Consider the following 18979-nt stretch of genomic DNA (forward strand, 5'->3'; position numbering starts at 1 on the left):
TCCTTTATATTGTCTTTATGTCCACCGAAACTAATTTAACCACAACTACGGGCGCTGATGCCATTGATGTGGCGATCGCTAATGGCATTGATTTTGATGGTTCCCCAATTCCCCAGGCAAAATTGGAACTTTATCACCGGGTAATGGGTTTGGAAGCAGGACGACAAAGAAGCGGGGTTTCTAACACGATGAGATCGCGAATTGTCCGCATCGGGGCCAAACATATCCCCCAAGAGGAATTAAATCAGCTGTTGTTAGCCGCCGATTTTGCCCCTCTCAAGGAGAAAGAAATCGCTTTTTACTATAGCGTTTCCTAAGCTAGTGAGGTACACATATTTTTCTTCCCTTTTGACTTTTGCCTCTTGCCTTTTGCCTAAAACCCATAACTTTTGTACCTCAGCAGACTGAAAAACGCTAGGCAGGGAGTCTAGGTTTATCTAATGGTCAAGAGGATCGATAACCACTGATTCCGAGCCAGTAATGATACACTAGGCATGATTTAACTTCAGACCTCGATCGCAAAAGGAAATAAACATCGATGAAAGCCATGATTTTGGCGGCAGGCAAAGGAACTCGTGTCCGTCCGATTACCCATACGATTCCCAAACCCCTGATCCCGATTTTACAAAAGCCGGTGATGGAGTTTTTGTTGGAACTGTTGCGACAGCATGGCTTTGATCAGATCATGGTCAATGTCAGTCATTTAGCCGAAGAAATTGAGAGTTATTTCCGCGATGGTCAGCGTTTTGGGGTGCATATCGGCTATTCTTTCGAGGGTAGAATCGAAGAGGGGGAGTTAATCGGTGATGCCCTGGGATCGGCGGGCGGTTTACGACGAATTCAAGATTTTAATCCCTTTTTTGACGATACTTTTGTGGTTCTCTGTGGTGATGCGCTGATCGATCTCGATTTAACCGCAGCCGTTAAATGGCATCGAGAAAAGGGAGCGCTCGCCACTATTGTCACCAAAACCGTCCCCAGAGAGGAAGTATCCAGTTATGGGGTAGTAGTTAGCGACGAGGAAGGAAGGATTCTCAGTTTCCAAGAAAAACCGGCCATCGATGAAGCTTTAAGTACCTGCATTAACACGGGTATCTATATTTTTGAGCCAGAAATCATTGATTTTATTCCCCCTAATAGTAAATACGACATCGGGGGCGAGTTATTCCCCGAATTAGTCGCTAAAGGTGCGCCTTTCTACGCTTTAAACATGGATTTTGAATGGGTGGATATCGGTAAAGTTCCCGACTACTGGCAGGCAATTCGCGGGGTGTTATCCAGGAAAATTAAAAATGTTGCTATCCCCGGCATCGAAGTCAAACCGGGCATCTACACGGGCTTAAATGTGGGGGTAAACTGGGATAAAGTCGATATCACCGGACCTGTGTATATCGGGGCAATGACGCGCATTGAAGACGGGGCGAAAATTGTCGGTCCGAGTATGATTGGCCCGAATTGTTGGATTTGTGGCGGCGCGACGGTGGATAATAGCGTTATTTTTGAATATTCTCGCCTCGGTTCAGGGGCGCGTTTGGTGGATAAGTTGGTCTTTGGGCGCTATTGTGTTGATAAAACTGGCGCCGCGATCGATGTGGAAGCGGCTGCCTTGGATTGGTTGATTACTGATACCCGCAAGGTTCCCCCAGAATTTGATCACCCTAAACATCAGGCGATTCGTTCTTTATTCCATGGCAACTAGGCAACACCGCAACAGGGAAACCACTTCCTGTGCGTTGTGGGGAATGATGAATGATGAATGATGAATTATGAATTGGGGAGACGGGGAGAATAAATAAAAGCACATCTCCTATCTCCTGACTCCTGAATACTGTCTCCCCAAAACGAAAACTTCCTACCTCACCACATATCATGTTTGATTCTCCTGTTGATCTTCTCATTCTCTCCAATGGTCCTGGAGAAATATCTACATGGGTGCGTCCAGTTGTCAAGAGATTGCGACAAAACTTAACAGAAGATCGATCGCTGTTGCGGATTTCGGTGATTCTTTCCCCTTGTACTCATTCTATGGGGGCGGAAACGGAAGTAGTTAGGAAATATCCAGAGGTAGATCGAGTCCAGTCGCCAGAAAACTTCTTTAATTTTCTTTTCTGGCGAAAAACCGCCGATAATTGGGATTGGCACTCCAAGGGCATCGTTTTATTTTTAGGGGGCGATCAATTTTTTGCCCTCACCATCGGTAAACGTTTGGGTTATCGCACGATTATCTATGGGGAATGGGAAGCGCGTTGGTATCGGGGGATCGATCGCTTCGCCGTGATGAATACAAGTGTATTAAATAATGTTCCCCAACAATATCAGCATAAATTTACTGTTATCGGCGATTTAATGGTAGATTTGCCCACTGCTATCACCCCGGATGATGCTACCTTAATTGCACTCCTCCCGGGTTCCAAACCCTCGAAATTAGCCCAGGGTGTACCCCTAACCCTAGCTATTGCCGAAAAGATACACGCGCAGGATCCCCGGACTAAATTCTTAATTCCCGTCGCTCCTACCCTAAATTTAGCTTATTTGGCGAAATTTGCCGATCCTAGCTATAATCCGATGATCACTAAAACCGGTTGGAGTGCTGCCAAATTAAAAAACGGTGAAAAACCCTATCTAGAAACAGCTAAGGGGGTAAAAGTTGACCTAATTACCGATTTTCCCGCCCATAACCAGCTTTCTCGCTGTCATTTAGCTTTAACGACGGTGGGTGCTAATACTGCCGAATTAGGAGCGCTGGCAATCCCGATGATTATTTTACTACCGACTCAGCAACTAGACGCGATGCGGACTTGGGACGGTTTACCCGGTTTATTAGCCCAACTGCCGGGGGTGGGGTCTTTATTTGCTAAGATAATTAATCTCTATATGTTGCGGAAAAAGCGTTTATATGCCTGGCCAAATATTTGGGCCGGTGCAGAAATTGTTCCGGAATTATTGGGGGAATTACAACCAGAAGAAGTGGCAAATCTGGCTATATCTTGGTTAGAAAATCCCGAACAATTAGAGGCTATCCGGCAAAAATTGCGGGCAGTGCGTGGGCAAGCAGGAGCAGTGGATAAGTTAGTATCTATTATTGCCGAACAACTGTCTAGTTTCTAATCAATCAGAGAATTAAGCTTGTTGGTAGTGAGGATCAATTGCGATTAATTTATTAACAGTTTGATAGAATTCCTGCTGATAAAATTCCCGTTGATTGCTGTCGAGAGCATTAATTAATTGTTCTTGACAGTAACGACGATATTCCATTAAACTAATTTTTTCCAGAGCTATAATAGCATTTTTTATCTGTTCTTCTGGCTGCAAAATTTGCTGACTCGTATGTTCATTTAAGTGAAATAAAGAATTAAAATCACGATTTTTGTCTGCGGTGATTATCAATAAATGATTCTGTAAAGCTGACATCAAATCTCTTTGGTTAGTAATTTGGGTTTCTAACTCTAGAATTACTTGCCATAACCAACGATAATCAGGGAGATTAAAAATTAAATCTTTTTCATCCAAAAGTTCACAAATGAGCCTCCGATATTCGGGAGAATGGAGATAGATTAGTAATAGTAACCATTCGGCTTTTTCTGAGCCGTTTTTTTCGGATTTATCTAGGATATTTTTCCTTTTAATTGCTGGGGATTTTCCCAGAGGTTTATTAACTTGCTTCGAGAGATTTTTAAAAATATATGGCAAACGAGTGGCATCTTTTTGAGCCAAAATTTCAGCACAATAATCTAGGTAAAAAGTGCGTTGATTGCCGTCGATTAACTTTTGCAGTAAACTGACCATACTACTAGACACTTGTTGAAAATGTAGTCCCTGTTTTAAATCTTTATTAACCAACATTTGCGAGATTTGCCAATCAATCCAAAAAGGAGAATTTTCGATTAATTCTCGATAACTATTTACCCCGTCAGTATGGGATTTAAGAAATTCATCGGCATCTTTACCCTCGGGAAGATTGAGGATTTTTAGGTTAACTTGTCCTGAATAAACTAGGGAGTTAATTTCCTCGATCGCCCTTTGTGTGGCTTTAATTCCCGCTTGATCGGCATCAAAATTAAAGATTATTTGTTTACTTTCACTGTAGCGCAAAAGTAGCTTAATTTGCTCTTGACTTAAAGCTGTTCCTAAACAGGCAACCACATTATTAATACTGGCTGCATGGAGAGCGATCGCATCAAAATAACCCTCGACAACTATCGCTAAATCTTGCTGAATAATTGCCTGTTTAGCTCGATCGAGAGCAAAGAGAGTTTTTCCCTTTTCAAATAGAGGAGTATCGGGAGAATTTAGATACTTTGGTTGTTCATTACCTAAAGTGCGACTACCAAAAGCGATCGCTCGTCCTTGACTATCAAAAATAGGAATCATTAAACGATCGCGAAATTGATCGTAATAACCACTACCATTTTGACGCGCTTTAATTAATCCTGCTTGTTCCACTAAAGCCACAGGATAGCGCTTTTGTTCCACCAAATAACGATAGAGAGTTTCCCAACCTTGGGGAGAATATCCCAGTTGAAAATTAGCGATAGTTTCTGGGGTTAGTTGTCGTTGTACCTTGAGATAATCTAACGCTTTTTCCCCTTGAGGTTGACTAAGGGCGTGTTGATAAAAACTCACCGCCACGGCCATTATTTCGTATAATTGTTCCTTGAGGGATAATTTCTGTTCTAATTCCTGACGCTGTTCTACTGCCAGAGTTTTAATCGGGATTTGATACCTTCTAGCAAGATCGAAAACCACCTCACTAAAAGATTGTTTTCCCACTTCCATGAAAAATTTAATCCCGTTTCCCCCCGCACCACAGCCAAAACAGTAATACATTTGTTTGGCAGGACTAACCGTAAAACTAGGGGATTTTTCCTCGTGAAAAGGACATAAACCGACGTATTCCCTTCCCCTTTTTTTGAGAACGACTCTCTCGGAAATTAAATCCACAATATCAATTCTTTGTTTAACTTCTTCGATCGTATCCGGATGTAGTCTCGGTGTATCCATAATCAGTTATCAGTTATCAGTTATCAGTTATCAGTTATCAGTTATCAGTTATCAGGAGATTTGCTTTTATAGTCATTTCAATTAAGATTGAGAATATCAATCCCAGAGTTCATAAGAATTTTGTCGGTCTAGACTAGACCTCGACCTAATATTATCTCAAGACCAAAAGTCTTTCTAGTTAAGGAATCTACCCGAATAAAAATTATTTTAATTGCCTCATATTTTTTCAGTGAAATTGAATTAACAACGATAGATATACATTTCAGCCATCGAACTACTTAATTAGTATATAGGCTAAAAGCAAGCTGTGACTGGGTTATAATTTTTGAAGATGTCTACTGTATCAGACTTATCTGAAATGACTATATTTATTCTCCCCGTCTCCCCGTCTCCCCAATTCATAATTCATAATTCATAATTCATAATTCCCACTCCTTCTCCCCCATCTCCGCACTGCGATGGCGGCATTTTGTCCTCCGAAACCGAAACTAAGACAGAGACAATTGTGCAGGGAAAAATTAACAGCCGATCTAATTAAATTTAATTGAAAAGGCGACTCGCGCACACCGACACAGGGGGGAATTAGCTGATTTTTCAGGGCCATTAAACAAAAAGCCACGCCTAATGCCCCCGAAGCCCCTAAAGTGTGTCCTGTTGCGCCTTTTGTCGAGCTTACAGCCACTTGCGAGCCAAAAATGCTGGCGATCAGGTTTGCCTCCCGTTCATCGTTTAAACGCGTGCTAGTGCCGTGGGCGTGAATGTAATTAATTTCATTTTTTCTTAATTGACTTCTGTGCAAACATAGTTCTATGGCTTTGGTAGCACTACGATTATCCACCGCCGGGGCGCTAACATGATCGGCATCGCAGGTAAAACCATAGCCCAAAATTTGCCCGTAGATGGGGGCATTTCTGCTTAAAGCCAGTTCTTCCGATTCAAGGACTAAAATCGCCCCACCTTCCCCCAAAACCAAGCCCTCCCTAGCTCTATCAAAAGGATAACAGCCCGTTTTCGCCAAAGCTCCCATCTGTTCAAATCCCACTAGAGTTAAGGGAGTGATCGGGGTTTCGATCGCCCCGGCTAAAACTCGATCGCATTCTCCCATAGTAATTAATTCTACACCCTGGGCGAGCGACCAGATGCCCGTGGCACAGGCCGCCATCGGTGCTAACACTGGGGCGCCGGTTTCTATCAATCTAGCGGTCAATACCGAGGCGCGATCGGGTAAACTGTCTAACCAGTTTTCTACTATTCCCGTCGCTGCCATCCGTTCCCATAAACCCTGACAACCGCGACTAGAACCGATAGTGACACCACAATCCTTTAAGGGAGGGGTTAACTTCGCGTCTTCGAGGGCAGCAATCAGGGCAATTTTGGTTAAATCCTCTAAAAATGCCGGTTTGTGACCGATTAAACCCAAGGGTAAAGCGGGTAAATCAGAAAAGGGTTGTTGTCTAGTTATACCAGTTTTGCCCTCTAGTAATCTTTGCCAACTCTGACTTAAATTTCCCAGAGAACTGATCAACCCAATTCCCGTCACCACAACATTCATTTATCAGTTATCAGTTATCAGGTATCAGTTATCAGTTATCGGAATATTAAATGATTGGGGGGGGGACGGCGAATATTAAATTATTGTCGCCTGGTCCCACCCTAACCGATCGCTATTTTTTCAGATTTTCTGCACCAGAAATAACTTTGGCCGAGTCAATTTTATCCCCTTGTTTGATCGTATCGATCACTTCCATTCCCTCAGTTACATAACCAAAAACGGCATAATCACCATCAAGGAAATTGATATCCGACAGAGCAAAATAAAACTGAGAAGAAGCGGAATTAGGCTGTTGAGAACGGGCCATTGCGATCGCACCGCGTTTATGGGGTAAAGCGACGATAGGAGTGCGGGCCGTGGCCTGTTGACCGATTGCTTGCCCATAAATCGGCTCTTTTTCGTCTTTGAGGAGAATTTCCAGGGGAACATAACGGGATTGCTTGGTTTCTGGATCAACAAAACCACCGGTTCCGCGACCTTGGGGATCACCACCTTGGGCGACAAAAGGCTGCGGTTCTGTAACCACGCGATGGAAAGTTAAACCATTATAAAAACCTCTCCCCACCAGATCCACAAAATTACCGGCAGTAATTGGGGCCGCCTTGCCATCAATTTCGATCGTTACCGGTTTACCTTTGATTATCATCTCGACGACGGCAGTTCCATCTAAGCGGGGTTTGTAATTATCCATGTTGACACTGCCCGAACTGGCAGGTTGAGAGGTTTGGGTGATACTAGAATTATCGGGGGTGGAGTTAGCTTCTGGGGAAGAACAGCCGAAAAGTGTCGTCGTTGTGATTAAAAAAACACAAACCACAGACAGCCAGCCAGATTTTCTTATCTTCATCATTTTATAGCCAAAAAGAGCGAAAAAAGGCCTACAATCCCTCTAGAGGAATTTCCAGAAAACGAGCGAGTTCCGCTCCTTGATTTTCCAATTCCGAGAGGGACAGAGGATCACCGACGCGAGTTAAAGGGATATCGCGACGCTGTTTAATCCGCAGGAATAGTTCCCGTTTCGGGTTGAGTCCTTCTCGCACTTCGGCCCGCACAGCTTGCACATCTTCCATGGGCCAATCGAGATCAATGCGACGATTTTTGCCGGGGTAGCCCCAACGAAAGATTTTAACTTTGCCGGTTTCCTTGTTAAACTCGTTGTAACCACCTCCGACATTCCAGAGGAGAGATAACCAGAGATAGATGGCTAAAAGGGTCCCCGCAGTGCCATAAAAGAGGAGGGCGACTCCTTGGGGAATAAATTGTAAGGAACTGGTATCGCTAACGAGAAGTAGATTGACCTTCAAATAACTGGAAAGACCGGCTAGGAGAAACCCTAGACCGCCAATAGAGACGATTACAGCCCAAAAATAGTTACTAGGGCGACGCGCTCCCACTACTTCCTGCCGTAGGATCAGGCTATCTTTACTTGTTGTTTGCGCTTTCATGAATTCTTTTTAAGGTTGCCTAGAGTTATTTTACCAGCTTTTTTCTCGCCACTTCCCCAACCCCGCCCCAGGGATACAGCCGTTGATTTTTCTGGATGTACCCATGTTTATCATAATACTTACTTATAGGTGAGTGGGGGAAGTTTAGGGGAAAATTCCCTAATCGTAATTCTCCTCGGCAACAATCATGCGTTAGATTTATTCGTGGTTTCCTTAATTTGTACCCAGTAACGGCACACCAGATACCGCAGAAGACGGTCTAGCGCCCCCCCAAGTGGGTTCTAGCACATTTAAGGTAAAGGGGAAATTAAGAATTGTTGCTATTCTACAGCCAAACGTCTAGAATGGTCATTAATTTTTGTGCATGGTCGGGTCTTCTAACCGAAGGCATTGACGAAAAACACATTGTATCTGTCCTAGAGGCACTATGAAAAAGCTTAAGCAATACTGGACTGCTGAAGCACTGGAAAAAGACTTAGGCGATCCTCTCAATCCCGATAACCCTCTATCCTACAAGCGGGTGATCGAAATTGACGAGAGCGAAGAATTTCCCCACGAGGAAATTCGCTGGTTATACGACTGGAAACTCCAACACTACTACATTCCCACCGATTGCGGCGGTGAATTTACCTCTTTTGAGGAATTTGTCGCTTTTGTGCGGGTACTTTCCCGACGGGATCAAACTATCGGCATCGCTTTTACTACCCTATTCTGGTCGTTTTTAAACTGGATGGCGGGAACCCCAGAACAGAAACAGAAGCTCGCCCGTTTTATCATGGATGACTATGGGGCGATGTGTCTGGGTTACTCGGAAAAGGAACACGGTAGCGATCTGATCAATGGTGATCTAACTGCGACGAAGGTGGAAGGAGGTTATATTCTCAATGGGGAGAAATGGCCGATTAACCGGGCGACTATCTCTGGAGTTTCCTTTATTTTGGCGAAAACCGATGCTAACGGCGGGCCAAAGTGTTTAACCCTATTTATGGTCGATAAACGGCAATTAGACCCCGAAAAATACTATAATTTACCGAAAATATACACCCATGGTGTGCGGGCCTCGGATATGAGTGGCATTGGTTTTAAGGATTGTTTCGTCCCCGATTCCATGCGTTTACGCGAGGAGGGAGACGGTTTAGAATTAGCCCTGAAAGGTTTCCAGATTACCCGAATGTTGTGCGCTGCTTTTTCCCACGGGGCAGCCGATACCGCTTTAAGAACTACCCTCGGTTTTGCCGTTAATCGGGTAATTTATAACAAAACTGTGATGGATTTGCCCCAACCCCGGCGCACTCTCGTGGATGCTTTCCTTGACATCCTTATTTGTGATTGCGAGACGATTCCGGCCGCGAGAGGTTTTCATATTATCCCCGAACAGTTTAGCGTCTGGGCTTCGGTGGTAAAATATTTTGTCACCGTCCGTCTGGAGGAGATGGTTAATAGTGTTTATGTGGTCTTGGGATCGCGTTTTTATATGCGAGAAGAACACGAATTCGGCATCTTCCAGAAGCTACTGCGGGATAATTCGATTATCAGTATGTTTGACGGCAGTTCGATCGTCAATCTTCATGCTTTAATCCTACAATTGCGTCCTTTAACTAAATATCGGGCTAAACGCAACTCGCGCACCATGTCGGCGTTAAAAAGCCGTTTAGAGACGATTTTTAGCCTAGAAAAGTCAGTTCCTCCCTTTGAACCCAATAATTTAGAATTATTTGGCCGGGGAATCGATGATTCCCTACAGGGTTTAGAGATTGCCCTTGATATGCTGGAAGGATTGAAAGATTCTCAGGAGGTGGACCCGGAAGTATTAGAAAATCTATTGATGTTGGGTAATTTAGTTTTAGAGGAACTAAATGCTCACGATGAACAGATTAGTCAATCGAAATTCGAGTATGGTCACGACCAATCACCCGAATTGTTCGAGATTGCCAAGAAATACTGTACCTTACACGCTGCTTCCGCTTGTTTACACACTTGGCTTTATAATCGTTCCATCCTGGGTGAATTTTTTGCCCGGGGGGAATGGTTGGTGTTGAGTTTACACCGATTACTGCGAACTCTCCGGCCGCTGCCTTACACTCTGTCTGAGGTGTATGTAGAAAATGTTGCCCAAGAATTGCTGAAATTATATCGAGAAAATCAACATTTTTCGATCGCCCCTTTTCAATTAGCCCATTCACAAACTACCGAGGAAAAAACCCATGAACTCCAGCTCCAATCTTAATAATCTGGTACAAAATTGGTTAGTAAAACAGTTAGCCGATCAGTTATCTTTAGATGCCAAAACGATTAATGTGACTGAACCTTTAACCCGTTATGGTTTAGATTCGATCGATGCGGTAACGATGGTGGGTGATCTAGAAGATTGGGTCGGTCAAGAGTTACCTTCTACCCTTTTCTGGGATCATTCTACTATTGAAAAAGCGTCTCTTTTCCTAGTAGAAAACTACGATCTTTCTAATCTTTCCGGTGAGGAAACCCCCGCAGAAGTTGCTCCCGTCGCTGAAAAAGCTGAACCAGCCGTTAGTGGTGGCAAAGGTTGGAGTTTATTCGGTCGTCGTTAATTTTAGGTGTAGGGTGGGTTAGGCGACGACAATTTATGCTAGGGAAAATTATCTAGTATTCGCCGTAACCCACCTATATTAGTTATCAATTGGCTCTGTTCTCTACTCACCAGTATAGGAATTGCTAAGTACCTAAACAAAATTAATTACCCATTTCTCCGTAAAGCAACAATCGCTGTATTTCTTTTCTGTTGCCCGTTCCGCAGTTCTGGAGTTCCCTCTCACCACTAGGAAATTTATTTTGTACGACTACTTATAAATTGAAATATATAAAAAAGGGCGATCACTTGATCGCCCTTTTCTCCTACTAAATAACAAAAATTAGCGTAAGATATACACCAGTAAAAATAGGATAATCCAGACCACATCGACGAAATGCCAGTATAATTCTGCCGCTTCCACACCAAAGTGAGATTGACTAGAATAGTGGTCTTTTTGACGAGAACGCCAGAGGACAGATAGAATCAGCACTAAACCGAAGGTAACGTGGAGACCGTGGAATCCGGTTAAGGCATAAAAAGCGCTGGTGAAAACATTAGTTGTCAGACCGAATTCAGCGTGATAATATTCGTATCCTTGACCACAAAGGAAGATAATTCCCATCAGGGCAGTAATGCCGAACCACAATTGTAAACCGGCATTATTGTTTTGTTTAATTGCCTTTTGTCCTATGTGCATAACAAAACTACTGGACACCAGAATAATCGTGTTAATTGTCGGTAGGGTTAATTCTAATTCGGGCGTGCCGGCGGGGGGCCAAACGGGTAACATGGTACGGTAGAACAAGAAAGCGGCAAATAAGCCTAAAAAGATGGAACTTTCCGCCACTAGAAACAAAACCACACCGAATAAGCGATGATCTGGGTGGCCATGATGTCCGTGTTCCACCGTTTCCTGATGATAATTGACAGAGAGTTGAGAATCTTCGAGCGTTGAACCTTGCATAATTGAATATCCTTAGTTTACACGGGAGACGGGAAGCTTTTTTTCAGTGATCAGTGGGAAGTGGGAAGTGGGAAGTGGGAAGCTTTTTTTCGGTAAACAGCAATCAGTGAACTGATAACTGATAACTGATAACTGATAACTGATAACTGATAACTGATAACTGATAACTGATTATTGCGATTCTGCGCCCACTTCAGCGAGGAGATCTTGTACTGATTCCGCTGCTTCTGATTCTTCCATATCAATACCGTAATCGTAGGGGCCGGACCAAAGAATCGGCATTTCCTCGAAATTCTCGATAATTGGGGGAGAGGAGGTTTGCCATTCTAGGGTTAAAGCGCGCCAAGGATTACGGCCGGCGGGTTGACCTTTAAAGGCACTCCAGACCATATTAATAGCGAAGGGAATACTCGATATACCGAGAATATAAGCTCCTGCGGTACTAAGAACATTTAAATCCTGAAACTGCACATCATACAGAGCAATACGACGGTTCATACCCAATAATCCCAATTCGTGCATCGGCATGAAAGTTAAATTCAAACCGATAAAACTGAGAACAAAGTGGATACGACCGAGAGTCTCGTTATACATCCGTCCGGTCATTTTCGGGAACCAATGGTAAACGGCAGAAAACAGGGCCATTGCCGTACCACCAAATAGTACATAATGGAAGTGACCGACGACAAAATAGGTATCGTGGACGTGGATATCGAAGGGAACAGAAGCCAACATAATCCCGGTCAAACCACCGATGAGGAAAGAAGACAGGAAACCGATCCCAAATAATAAAGACGTATTGAGACTAAGTTTACCCCCCCAAAGAGTGGCACACCAACTAAAGATTTTAATGCCCGTGGGAACGGCGATTAACATAGTTGCCGCCATGAAAAACATCCGTAACCAGCCGGGGGTGCCGCTGGTGAACATATGGTGGGCCCAAACGATTAAACCCAAGAAACAGATGGTGAGACTGGAATAGGCGATCGCTCGATAACCAAAAATCGGTTTACGCGCATGAACTGGTAATATCTCCGATATCGTGCCGAAAAAGGGCAAAATCATGATATAAACAGCAGGATGGGAGTAAAACCAGAACATATGCTGATAAACCACCGGATCGCCGCCGCCGGCGGGGTTAAAAAAGCTCGTGCCAGCGATTAAATCAAAGGATAAGAGAACGAGAGCAGAAGCGAGAACGGGGGTGGAAAGCAGTACCAGAGTCGATGTGGCCAGCATTGCCCAACAAAATAGCGGCATACTGTACAAATCCATCTCAGGAATCCGCATTTTCAGGATCGTGGTGATGAAATTAATCGAGCCTAAAATCGAAGAAGTCCCGATCAATAAAAGGCTCAAAATCCACAATTCTTCGCCCCATTTGCCGCTAATTAAGCTTAAAGGTGGGTAGGAAGTCCAACCGGACTGGGGTGCGCCGACAAAGAAACTGGATAATAATAGCAGCCCGCCGGGGGGATTAAGCCAGAAAGCCACAGCGTTAAGACGAGGAAAAGCCATATCTTCCGCCCCAATCATCAGGGGAATGAGATAATTGGCAAAACCTGCCCCAACCGGAACGATCCAAAGAAAGATCATGATCGTTCCGTGCATGGTCATGAATTGGTTATATAGTTCCGGGGAGACAAAATCGGGGTCGGGAGTGGCTAATTCTGTCCGCAGCACTTCCGCGAAAGCACCGCCAATAAAGAAGAAAAGAAAGGCAGTCACCAGATATTGAATCCCGATGACTTTATGATCGGTGCAGAAAGTAAAGTAATCGGTCCACTTGCGGTGATGGATCACCTCGGGAACGGTTGCTGGGGTGGTTATTTCCGTTGATGCTGTCATAATACCAAGATTTTAGATGACAAGAAAAATTACATTTGCTACTGATGGGCAACTTGGGCGAGGATTTCAGCGTCGATGCCCATTTCTTCGGTGTAGGGGGTCAAATATTGACTATCAGAGCGATCTTTAGTGGTCATGGCTACAGTTCGATCGCTGTCAACTTCGGCGATCGTGTTATCCTGCACCCATTGGTCGTAATCGGCTTGGGAGTGAACTACAAAGCTAGATTTCATGCCGCCGTGATAGGCCCCGCAAAGTTCCGCACAAATGATCGGATATTGACCAATTTGGTTGGATGTGAACGATAACACCGTTTCCTGTCCGGGGATAACGTCCTGTTTTAGACGCAATTGGGGAACCCAGAAAGCATGGATCACATCTCCCGCTTCCATATTCAGTTGCACGGGACGATTGACGGGAGCGTGCAGTTCTCCGGAAACAATGCCAGTTTCGGGATAGGTGAAGATCCAAGCGTATTGAATGCCTTTAACATTGACCACTAGGGGGGGAACTCCTTCACCATCGTAGGAATTGCCGATACCTAGGGCTACCCTGCGATCGCCGCCCAGGGCCATCATCGTGCCGTGGTGATGACCGTGGTGGGCGATTTCTCCTTTGCCACCCTTGGAAATCAAGGGATCGAGACCGCCGATATTGTTATAAATCTCGAAGCTATAGACGGCAAGGATAAAAACGATTACCGTCGGGATGGCTGTCCAGAAGATTTCTAGGGGGACATTGCCCTCCACTGCCGGCCCGTCGGTTTGATCCCCCGGTTTACGGCGAAAGCGAATCACTATATAGATAATCACGCCTTCAACTATTAAAAATAGTCCCGTGGCGAGGGTCATCATCAGATTAAAGATATTATCTATCTCCTGAGCATCTTCGGAAGCGGCCACAGGCATTAAGCCATGATTTTGGCCATACCAGAGACTAATTAAGGTCAAGGCGATCCCGAATACGAGCGTCAGGATACTGCTGGGAATTTTCACGGTCTTTTCAATATTTTTAATAGTGGCTACTTATTCAAGGCTAAAACATGATTCCCCTATAGATGGGAAATTTAACCAGCATCTTCTGAGAATTTTATCTTTTCTTTGGGATCGTTTTCGGGGAAAGTATTTTAAATAACTAATTTTTATGTTTTATTCTGAGTTTATGTAAACAAATGTAACGGAAATGACCAGAAATCTAAAGAATATCTAAAAGGTTTTACTGGTCGTAAAAAAACTCATTCACAGTGATAACTAACTGGCAAACAAAGCCATGATCTTTGATGACAGACTCCTTGAGAACAGGCAAACCGATGACCGAATCTGTTTTTAACCCGACACCCCTAAGAGAAACTGGCCATATTCAGGTGTGGATGCGCCGCTTAGTCTGGAAAATTGCGATCGCTACTTTCGCCCTCATGGTGGTGGGTGCTGCCACCAGAGTTATGAACGCCGGTTTAGCTTGTCCCGATTGGCCTCTGTGTTACGGTCAATGGATTCCCAGTCAGCAGATGAATCTACAGGTATTTCTGGAGTGGTTTCATCGTCTCGATGCCTCTTTGATCGGGTTTAGCACGATCGCTCTCGTCGGTCTGTCTTGGTGGTATCGTCGCCATCTTCCCCCTTGGCTGTTGCCCTCGGCGATCGCTGCCTTGGCTTTAATTCTCCTGCAAGGAGTCCTGGGAGGATTAACCGTCACCCAATTACTGCGATTTGACATCGTAACCGCCCATTTAGCCACAGCTTTGCTCTTTTTTGCCACCTTAATCGTCATTGCTATCGGTCTGACTCCCTACCGTGGCACAGGTGCGGTCGGGAAACTAACTTGGATGGGAATGGTCGCCACCGGTCTAGTTTATCTGCAATGTCTACTCGGCGGTCTCGTCGGTTCCCGTTGGGCTGCCCATCAGTGTTTAACGGTTTCCCAACTCTGCACCGTGATGAATAGCCACATTATCGGGGTTTTTCCCGCCACTATCTCGGTTTTAACCCTAGTTTTCTTCGCTTGGCGAACTGCCGCTATCCATCCTCTCCTTAAAAAACTAGCTTTTAGCGCCGGGGGATTAGTCGCCCTACAGGTGTTTTTGGGCGTTGCCACCCTGAAACTGCATCTCCAGGTGGAACCCTTAACCATTACCCACCACAGCATCGGTGCGCTATTGGTGGCAACCCTCGTCGCTTTTACCACTTTTGCCCTTCGCGATCGTTCTTTCGCACCTATAAGCCATCTCTAAGGATTTAATCACGATGACTGGAACTCAAGCCCTTCGCCACCACGATAATTTTTTACAAGTCGCTAAAAGTTATTATCAACTCACCAAACCGCGAATTATTCCTCTACTGCTGATTACTACAGCCGCTTCTATGGAAATCGCCTCTAAAGGTCAGGTTTCCCCTCTCTTACTCTTTCTTACCCTCCTCGGTGGCACTCTCGCCGCCGCCGCCGCTCAAACCTTAAACTGCATCTATGATCGCGACATCGATCACACCATGCTTCGTACTCGCGCCCGTCCGATCCCCTCCGGTCGCGTGCAACCCCTCCACGCCCTCATTTTTGCCCTCGTTTTAGCCTCTCTTTCCCTAGCACTTTTTGTCTTTTTTGTCAATACTTTGAGCGGATTTTTAGCAATGACCGGCATCGCATTTTATATGCTGATTTATACCCATCTGCTCAAGCGTCATAGTATCCAAAATATTGTTATCGGTGGCGCGGCTGGCTCGATTCCTCCCCTCGTCGGTTGGGCGGCAGTAACGGGCGATCTCGGTTGGATTCCCTGGATTTTATTCGCAATTATTTTCCTCTGGACTCCTCCCCATTTTTGGGCTTTAGCTTTAATGATCAAGGATGATTATGCAGAAGTGGATATCCCGATGATGCCCGTAGTTAAAGGAGAAGAAGCCACTAGCGAGCAGATTTGGCTCTATACTTTAATCGTCGTTCCTTTCACTTTCCTCCTGATTTATCCCTTGGCTGCCTGTGGTGTGGTTTATGGTGTAGCGGCTTTAATTTTAGGGTTTGTTTTCCTGAAAAAAGCTTGGCGATTAAAACAGAATCCTTTTGATCGGGACATGGCTCGATCGCTGTTTAAATATTCCATTCTTTACATGATGTTATTATGTACAGCTATGGTGATCGATAGTTTACCCATGACCTCTCGTCTCATCGCTACAATTGCCAGTTTATTCTCCTGTAGTTAATCTCAGTTATCGGTTATCAGTTATCAGTTAAGTAGTCGTGCAAAATTAATTTCCTAGTGAAGATAGGCAAAAGGCAAAAGGCAGGAGGCAAGAGGTGGTTAGATATGTGTAATTAATTTTGCTTAGGTACTTATCAGTTATCAGTACCGATCACCGATTACTGTTTACTGTTCACTGAAAATACTCCCCACTCCCCAATTCCCAATTCATAATTCATAATTCATAATTCTCCCATCTCCCCAATTCCCAATTCATAATTCATAATTCATAATTCTCCCATCTCCCCAATTCCCAATTCATAATTCATAATTCATCATTCATAATTACCCCCGACTACTGATTGCGACTGAGGGAGTTAATTCGCTCGATTAGTTGGGCTAAGATTTCTTGTAATTGTCGATCTTGATGCTGGGAAAGATTGATTTTATCACAGCTATAAATAACGGTGGTGTGATCTTTGCCGCCAAATTCTTCGCCAATGCGCGGTAAGCTTAAATCCGTGTGTTGACGCATCAAATACATTCCAATCTGTCGGGCAAAACTAATTTCTCGTCGGCGGGAATTTCCTTTTAGATCGGCGATCGAGAGTTGAAACTTTTCCGCTACTACCGCCATAATAATCTCAGGAGAAGTGGCAATTTTGGCCATTGGTGGATTTAAAACCGGCGCGATATTTTCTACCGTCATCGGCAATCCGGAGATAGAAATATAAGTAGTAGCCCGGATTAATGCCCCCTCTAATTCGCGAATATTAGAAGTATAATTAACGGCAATATATTCGATAACTTCTCTTGGGAGACGCAGATTTTCGTACTCGGCCTTTTTTTGTAAAATTGCCATGCGAGTTTCGATATCCGGTGCTTGGATATCGGCGACTAATCCCATAGAAAAGCGAGAAATTAAACGATCCTGTAAACTGGGCATCTGTTTGGGCAGGCGATCGGAGGCTAAAACTACCTGTTTTCCCGCTTCGTGCAGGGTATTAAAGGTATGAAAAAATTCTTCTTGAGTGTATTCTTTTCCTTCAATAAATTGCAGATCATCCACTAATAATATATCGGCATGGCGATAATGATTACGAAAACTTTCCATACTATCTTGACGGATAGCGGTGATTAAATCATTAGTAAATTGTTCCGTCGATACATAAAAAACCCTAGATTGAGGATATAATTCTAGACGATAATGACCGATCGCTTGCATTAAATGGGTTTTACCTAATCCCACACCACCACAGAGAAAAAGCGGGTTAAATTCCCTCCCGGGTAATTCCGCCACCGCTAAAGCAGCCGCGTGGGCCATACGATTGGTTGGACCGACAACAAAACGGGAAAAATTATATTTAGGGTTAAGTTGATTACTGGGGGATAATTCTGATTCTAAGCTAGTGTTGGGCTGGAAAATAGCGATCGAATCGCCCTGTTGTGCCGTTAGTTGAATCTCGACGGGATAACCGACGATATCCTCGACCACTTCAGCAATTGTTGACAGATAATTTTTCTGAAGATGGTTAAGAATAAAAGGATTGGCAGCCTGAATTACTAAGCGATCGTTTTGCCATTCTTTAACCGTCGCCGTTTGAAACCAAGTCTCGAAAGCGGGACGGGTTAATAGTAATTTTAGACGCTCTAGGAGATTATGCCAAAGTTGTTGGGCGCTGCTATCCACGATTAATTTTGATTAACAAAGTTGCTCTAGTGCTGCTGCGGGGAAACCTTATCAGTTTAGCGAGATTTTGCCCTTGACGATAAAATAATTTTCAGAGGAAAACAATTAATCTTTAGACAGATGACGCAAGTTTTAACAATCACCCAATTAGGAAATCCAATTCTAGAGCAAAAAGCAGCAGCGATCGATAATCTTCTCGATGCTGACTGTCAAAATTTGATCGATTCCCTGATTACCACCGTACAAGCTGCCCACGGGGTAGGAATTGCCGCGCCCCAAGTTGCTCGATCTCTGCGTCTGTTTATCGTTGCTTCTCACCCCAATCCTCGTTATCCCGACGCTCCGATCATGCAGGCCACTGCCATGATTAATCCTCGCATTTTGCAGGTGAGCGAGGAAATGGTCAAGGGTTGGGAAGGTTGTCTCAGTGTCCCCAATTGGCGCGGTTTTGTCCCCCGTCATCAGTGGATTGAGGTGGCCTATTATGATCGCAATGGTCGGGAAATCCGTCAAGTTTTCAGGGATTTTGTCGCGCGCATCTTTCAACACGAATACGATCATCTGGAAGGAATCCTCTTTCTCGATCGCCTTGCTTCTCCGGCGGATTTATACTCGGAGGAAGAATACCATAAAATCAGGAATATTGCTGAATATAAGCGATAAAATCGCAAAATCTGCCTATCTCTTCAAAATAAGTTAAATAACTCAACGGGAATATTTTATCTGGCGACAAAATTTTTGTTGGTAAATCTAAATTTT

At 44.3% G+C, this 18979-nt stretch carries 16 protein-coding genes; 8 read left to right on the forward strand and 8 right to left on the reverse strand.

Going from position 1 to position 18979, the window contains the following annotated elements; all coding sequences use genetic code 11:
* Positions 1–17 precede the first annotated feature (17 nt).
* The 3 genes from LW728_RS05930 to LW728_RS05940 all read left to right on the forward strand — a co-directional run bounded on the left by LW728_RS05930 (position 18) and on the right by LW728_RS05940 (position 3108).
* Entirely contained in the window at positions 18–317 is a 300-nt protein-coding gene (locus LW728_RS05930) for a small RNA NsiR4-regulated ssr1528 family protein (protein ID WP_004163884.1), read from the forward strand.
* Positions 318–538: 221 nt separating this feature from the next.
* Entirely contained in the window at positions 539–1699 is a 1161-nt protein-coding gene (locus LW728_RS05935) for a nucleotidyltransferase family protein (RefSeq protein WP_004163883.1), read from the forward strand.
* Positions 1700–1869: 170 nt separating this feature from the next.
* A complete protein-coding gene (locus LW728_RS05940; protein ID WP_287765673.1) occupies positions 1870–3108 on the forward strand; it encodes a glycosyltransferase family protein in 1239 nt (412 codons plus the stop codon).
* Positions 3109–3120: 12 nt separating this feature from the next.
* On the opposite strand, the gene dnaG is transcribed toward LW728_RS05940, so the two are convergent.
* The 4 genes from dnaG to LW728_RS05960 form a co-directional block, all read right to left on the reverse strand.
* Complete coding sequence (dnaG, locus tag LW728_RS05945; protein ID WP_004163881.1) at positions 3121–5001, reverse strand: DNA primase; 1881 nt, start codon at positions 4999–5001, stop codon at positions 3121–3123.
* A 412-nt stretch (positions 5002–5413) separates the two neighbouring features.
* The gene (locus tag LW728_RS05950) at positions 5414–6553 is read right to left on the reverse strand and encodes a beta-ketoacyl-ACP synthase (RefSeq protein ID WP_287765675.1); all 1140 of its coding nucleotides are present in this window, start codon (positions 6551–6553) and stop codon (positions 5414–5416) included.
* A 112-nt stretch (positions 6554–6665) separates the two neighbouring features.
* Positions 6666–7403: a peptidylprolyl isomerase gene (locus tag LW728_RS05955; protein ID WP_287765678.1), complete on the reverse strand. Its 738-nt coding sequence runs from the start codon at positions 7401–7403 to the stop codon at positions 6666–6668.
* 28 nt (positions 7404–7431) lie between these two features.
* On the reverse strand, positions 7432–7998 hold the full coding sequence (locus LW728_RS05960; RefSeq protein WP_287765680.1) for a photosystem I assembly protein Ycf4: 567 nt from the start codon (positions 7996–7998) through the stop codon (positions 7432–7434).
* 427 nt (positions 7999–8425) lie between these two features.
* Here LW728_RS05960 and LW728_RS05965 point away from each other — a divergent pair, with 427 nt between their 5' ends.
* Positions 8426–10225, forward strand: coding sequence for an acyl-CoA dehydrogenase family protein (locus LW728_RS05965; protein ID WP_287765683.1), 1800 nt, complete (start codon positions 8426–8428; stop codon positions 10223–10225).
* Entirely contained in the window at positions 10203–10565 is a 363-nt protein-coding gene (locus LW728_RS05970) for an acyl carrier protein (RefSeq protein ID WP_002758399.1), read from the forward strand. Before LW728_RS05965 ends, LW728_RS05970 begins: the two co-directional genes overlap by 23 nt.
* 321 nt (positions 10566–10886) lie before the next feature.
* Here the strand turns inward: LW728_RS05970 and LW728_RS05975 are convergent, their stop codons facing one another.
* From LW728_RS05975 to LW728_RS05985, 3 genes are all read right to left on the reverse strand, one after another.
* Positions 10887–11510: a cytochrome c oxidase subunit 3 gene (locus LW728_RS05975; protein WP_002738397.1), complete on the reverse strand. Its 624-nt coding sequence runs from the start codon at positions 11508–11510 to the stop codon at positions 10887–10889.
* Positions 11511–11681: 171 nt separating this feature from the next.
* Positions 11682–13358, reverse strand: a complete 1677-nt coding sequence (gene ctaD, locus LW728_RS05980; protein ID WP_287670685.1) for a cytochrome c oxidase subunit I — start codon at positions 13356–13358, stop codon at positions 11682–11684.
* A 38-nt stretch (positions 13359–13396) separates the two neighbouring features.
* A complete protein-coding gene (locus tag LW728_RS05985) occupies positions 13397–14353 on the reverse strand; it encodes a cytochrome c oxidase subunit II (protein ID WP_287670687.1) in 957 nt (318 codons plus the stop codon).
* A gap of 314 nt (positions 14354–14667) precedes the next feature.
* On the opposite strand from LW728_RS05985, the gene LW728_RS05990 reads away from it, so the two are divergent.
* Entirely contained in the window at positions 14668–15588 is a 921-nt protein-coding gene (locus LW728_RS05990) for a COX15/CtaA family protein (protein ID WP_004163865.1), read from the forward strand.
* Positions 15589–15601: 13 nt separating this feature from the next.
* Positions 15602–16552: a heme o synthase gene (locus tag LW728_RS05995; RefSeq protein ID WP_004163864.1), complete on the forward strand. Its 951-nt coding sequence runs from the start codon at positions 15602–15604 to the stop codon at positions 16550–16552.
* Positions 16553–16885: 333 nt separating this feature from the next.
* Here the strand turns inward: LW728_RS05995 and dnaA are convergent, their stop codons facing one another.
* The gene (gene dnaA / locus LW728_RS06000) at positions 16886–18220 is read right to left on the reverse strand and encodes a chromosomal replication initiator protein DnaA (protein ID WP_004163862.1); all 1335 of its coding nucleotides are present in this window, start codon (positions 18218–18220) and stop codon (positions 16886–16888) included.
* A 120-nt stretch (positions 18221–18340) separates the two neighbouring features.
* On the opposite strand from dnaA, the gene def reads away from it, so the two are divergent.
* Positions 18341–18883, forward strand: coding sequence for a peptide deformylase (gene def / locus LW728_RS06005; protein WP_194015178.1), 543 nt, complete (start codon positions 18341–18343; stop codon positions 18881–18883).
* Positions 18884–18979 lie beyond the last annotated feature (96 nt).

The organism is Microcystis sp. 49638_E5 (genome assembly GCF_021300285.1).
Lineage (GTDB): Bacteria > Cyanobacteriota > Cyanobacteriia > Cyanobacteriales > Microcystaceae > Microcystis > Microcystis aeruginosa_C.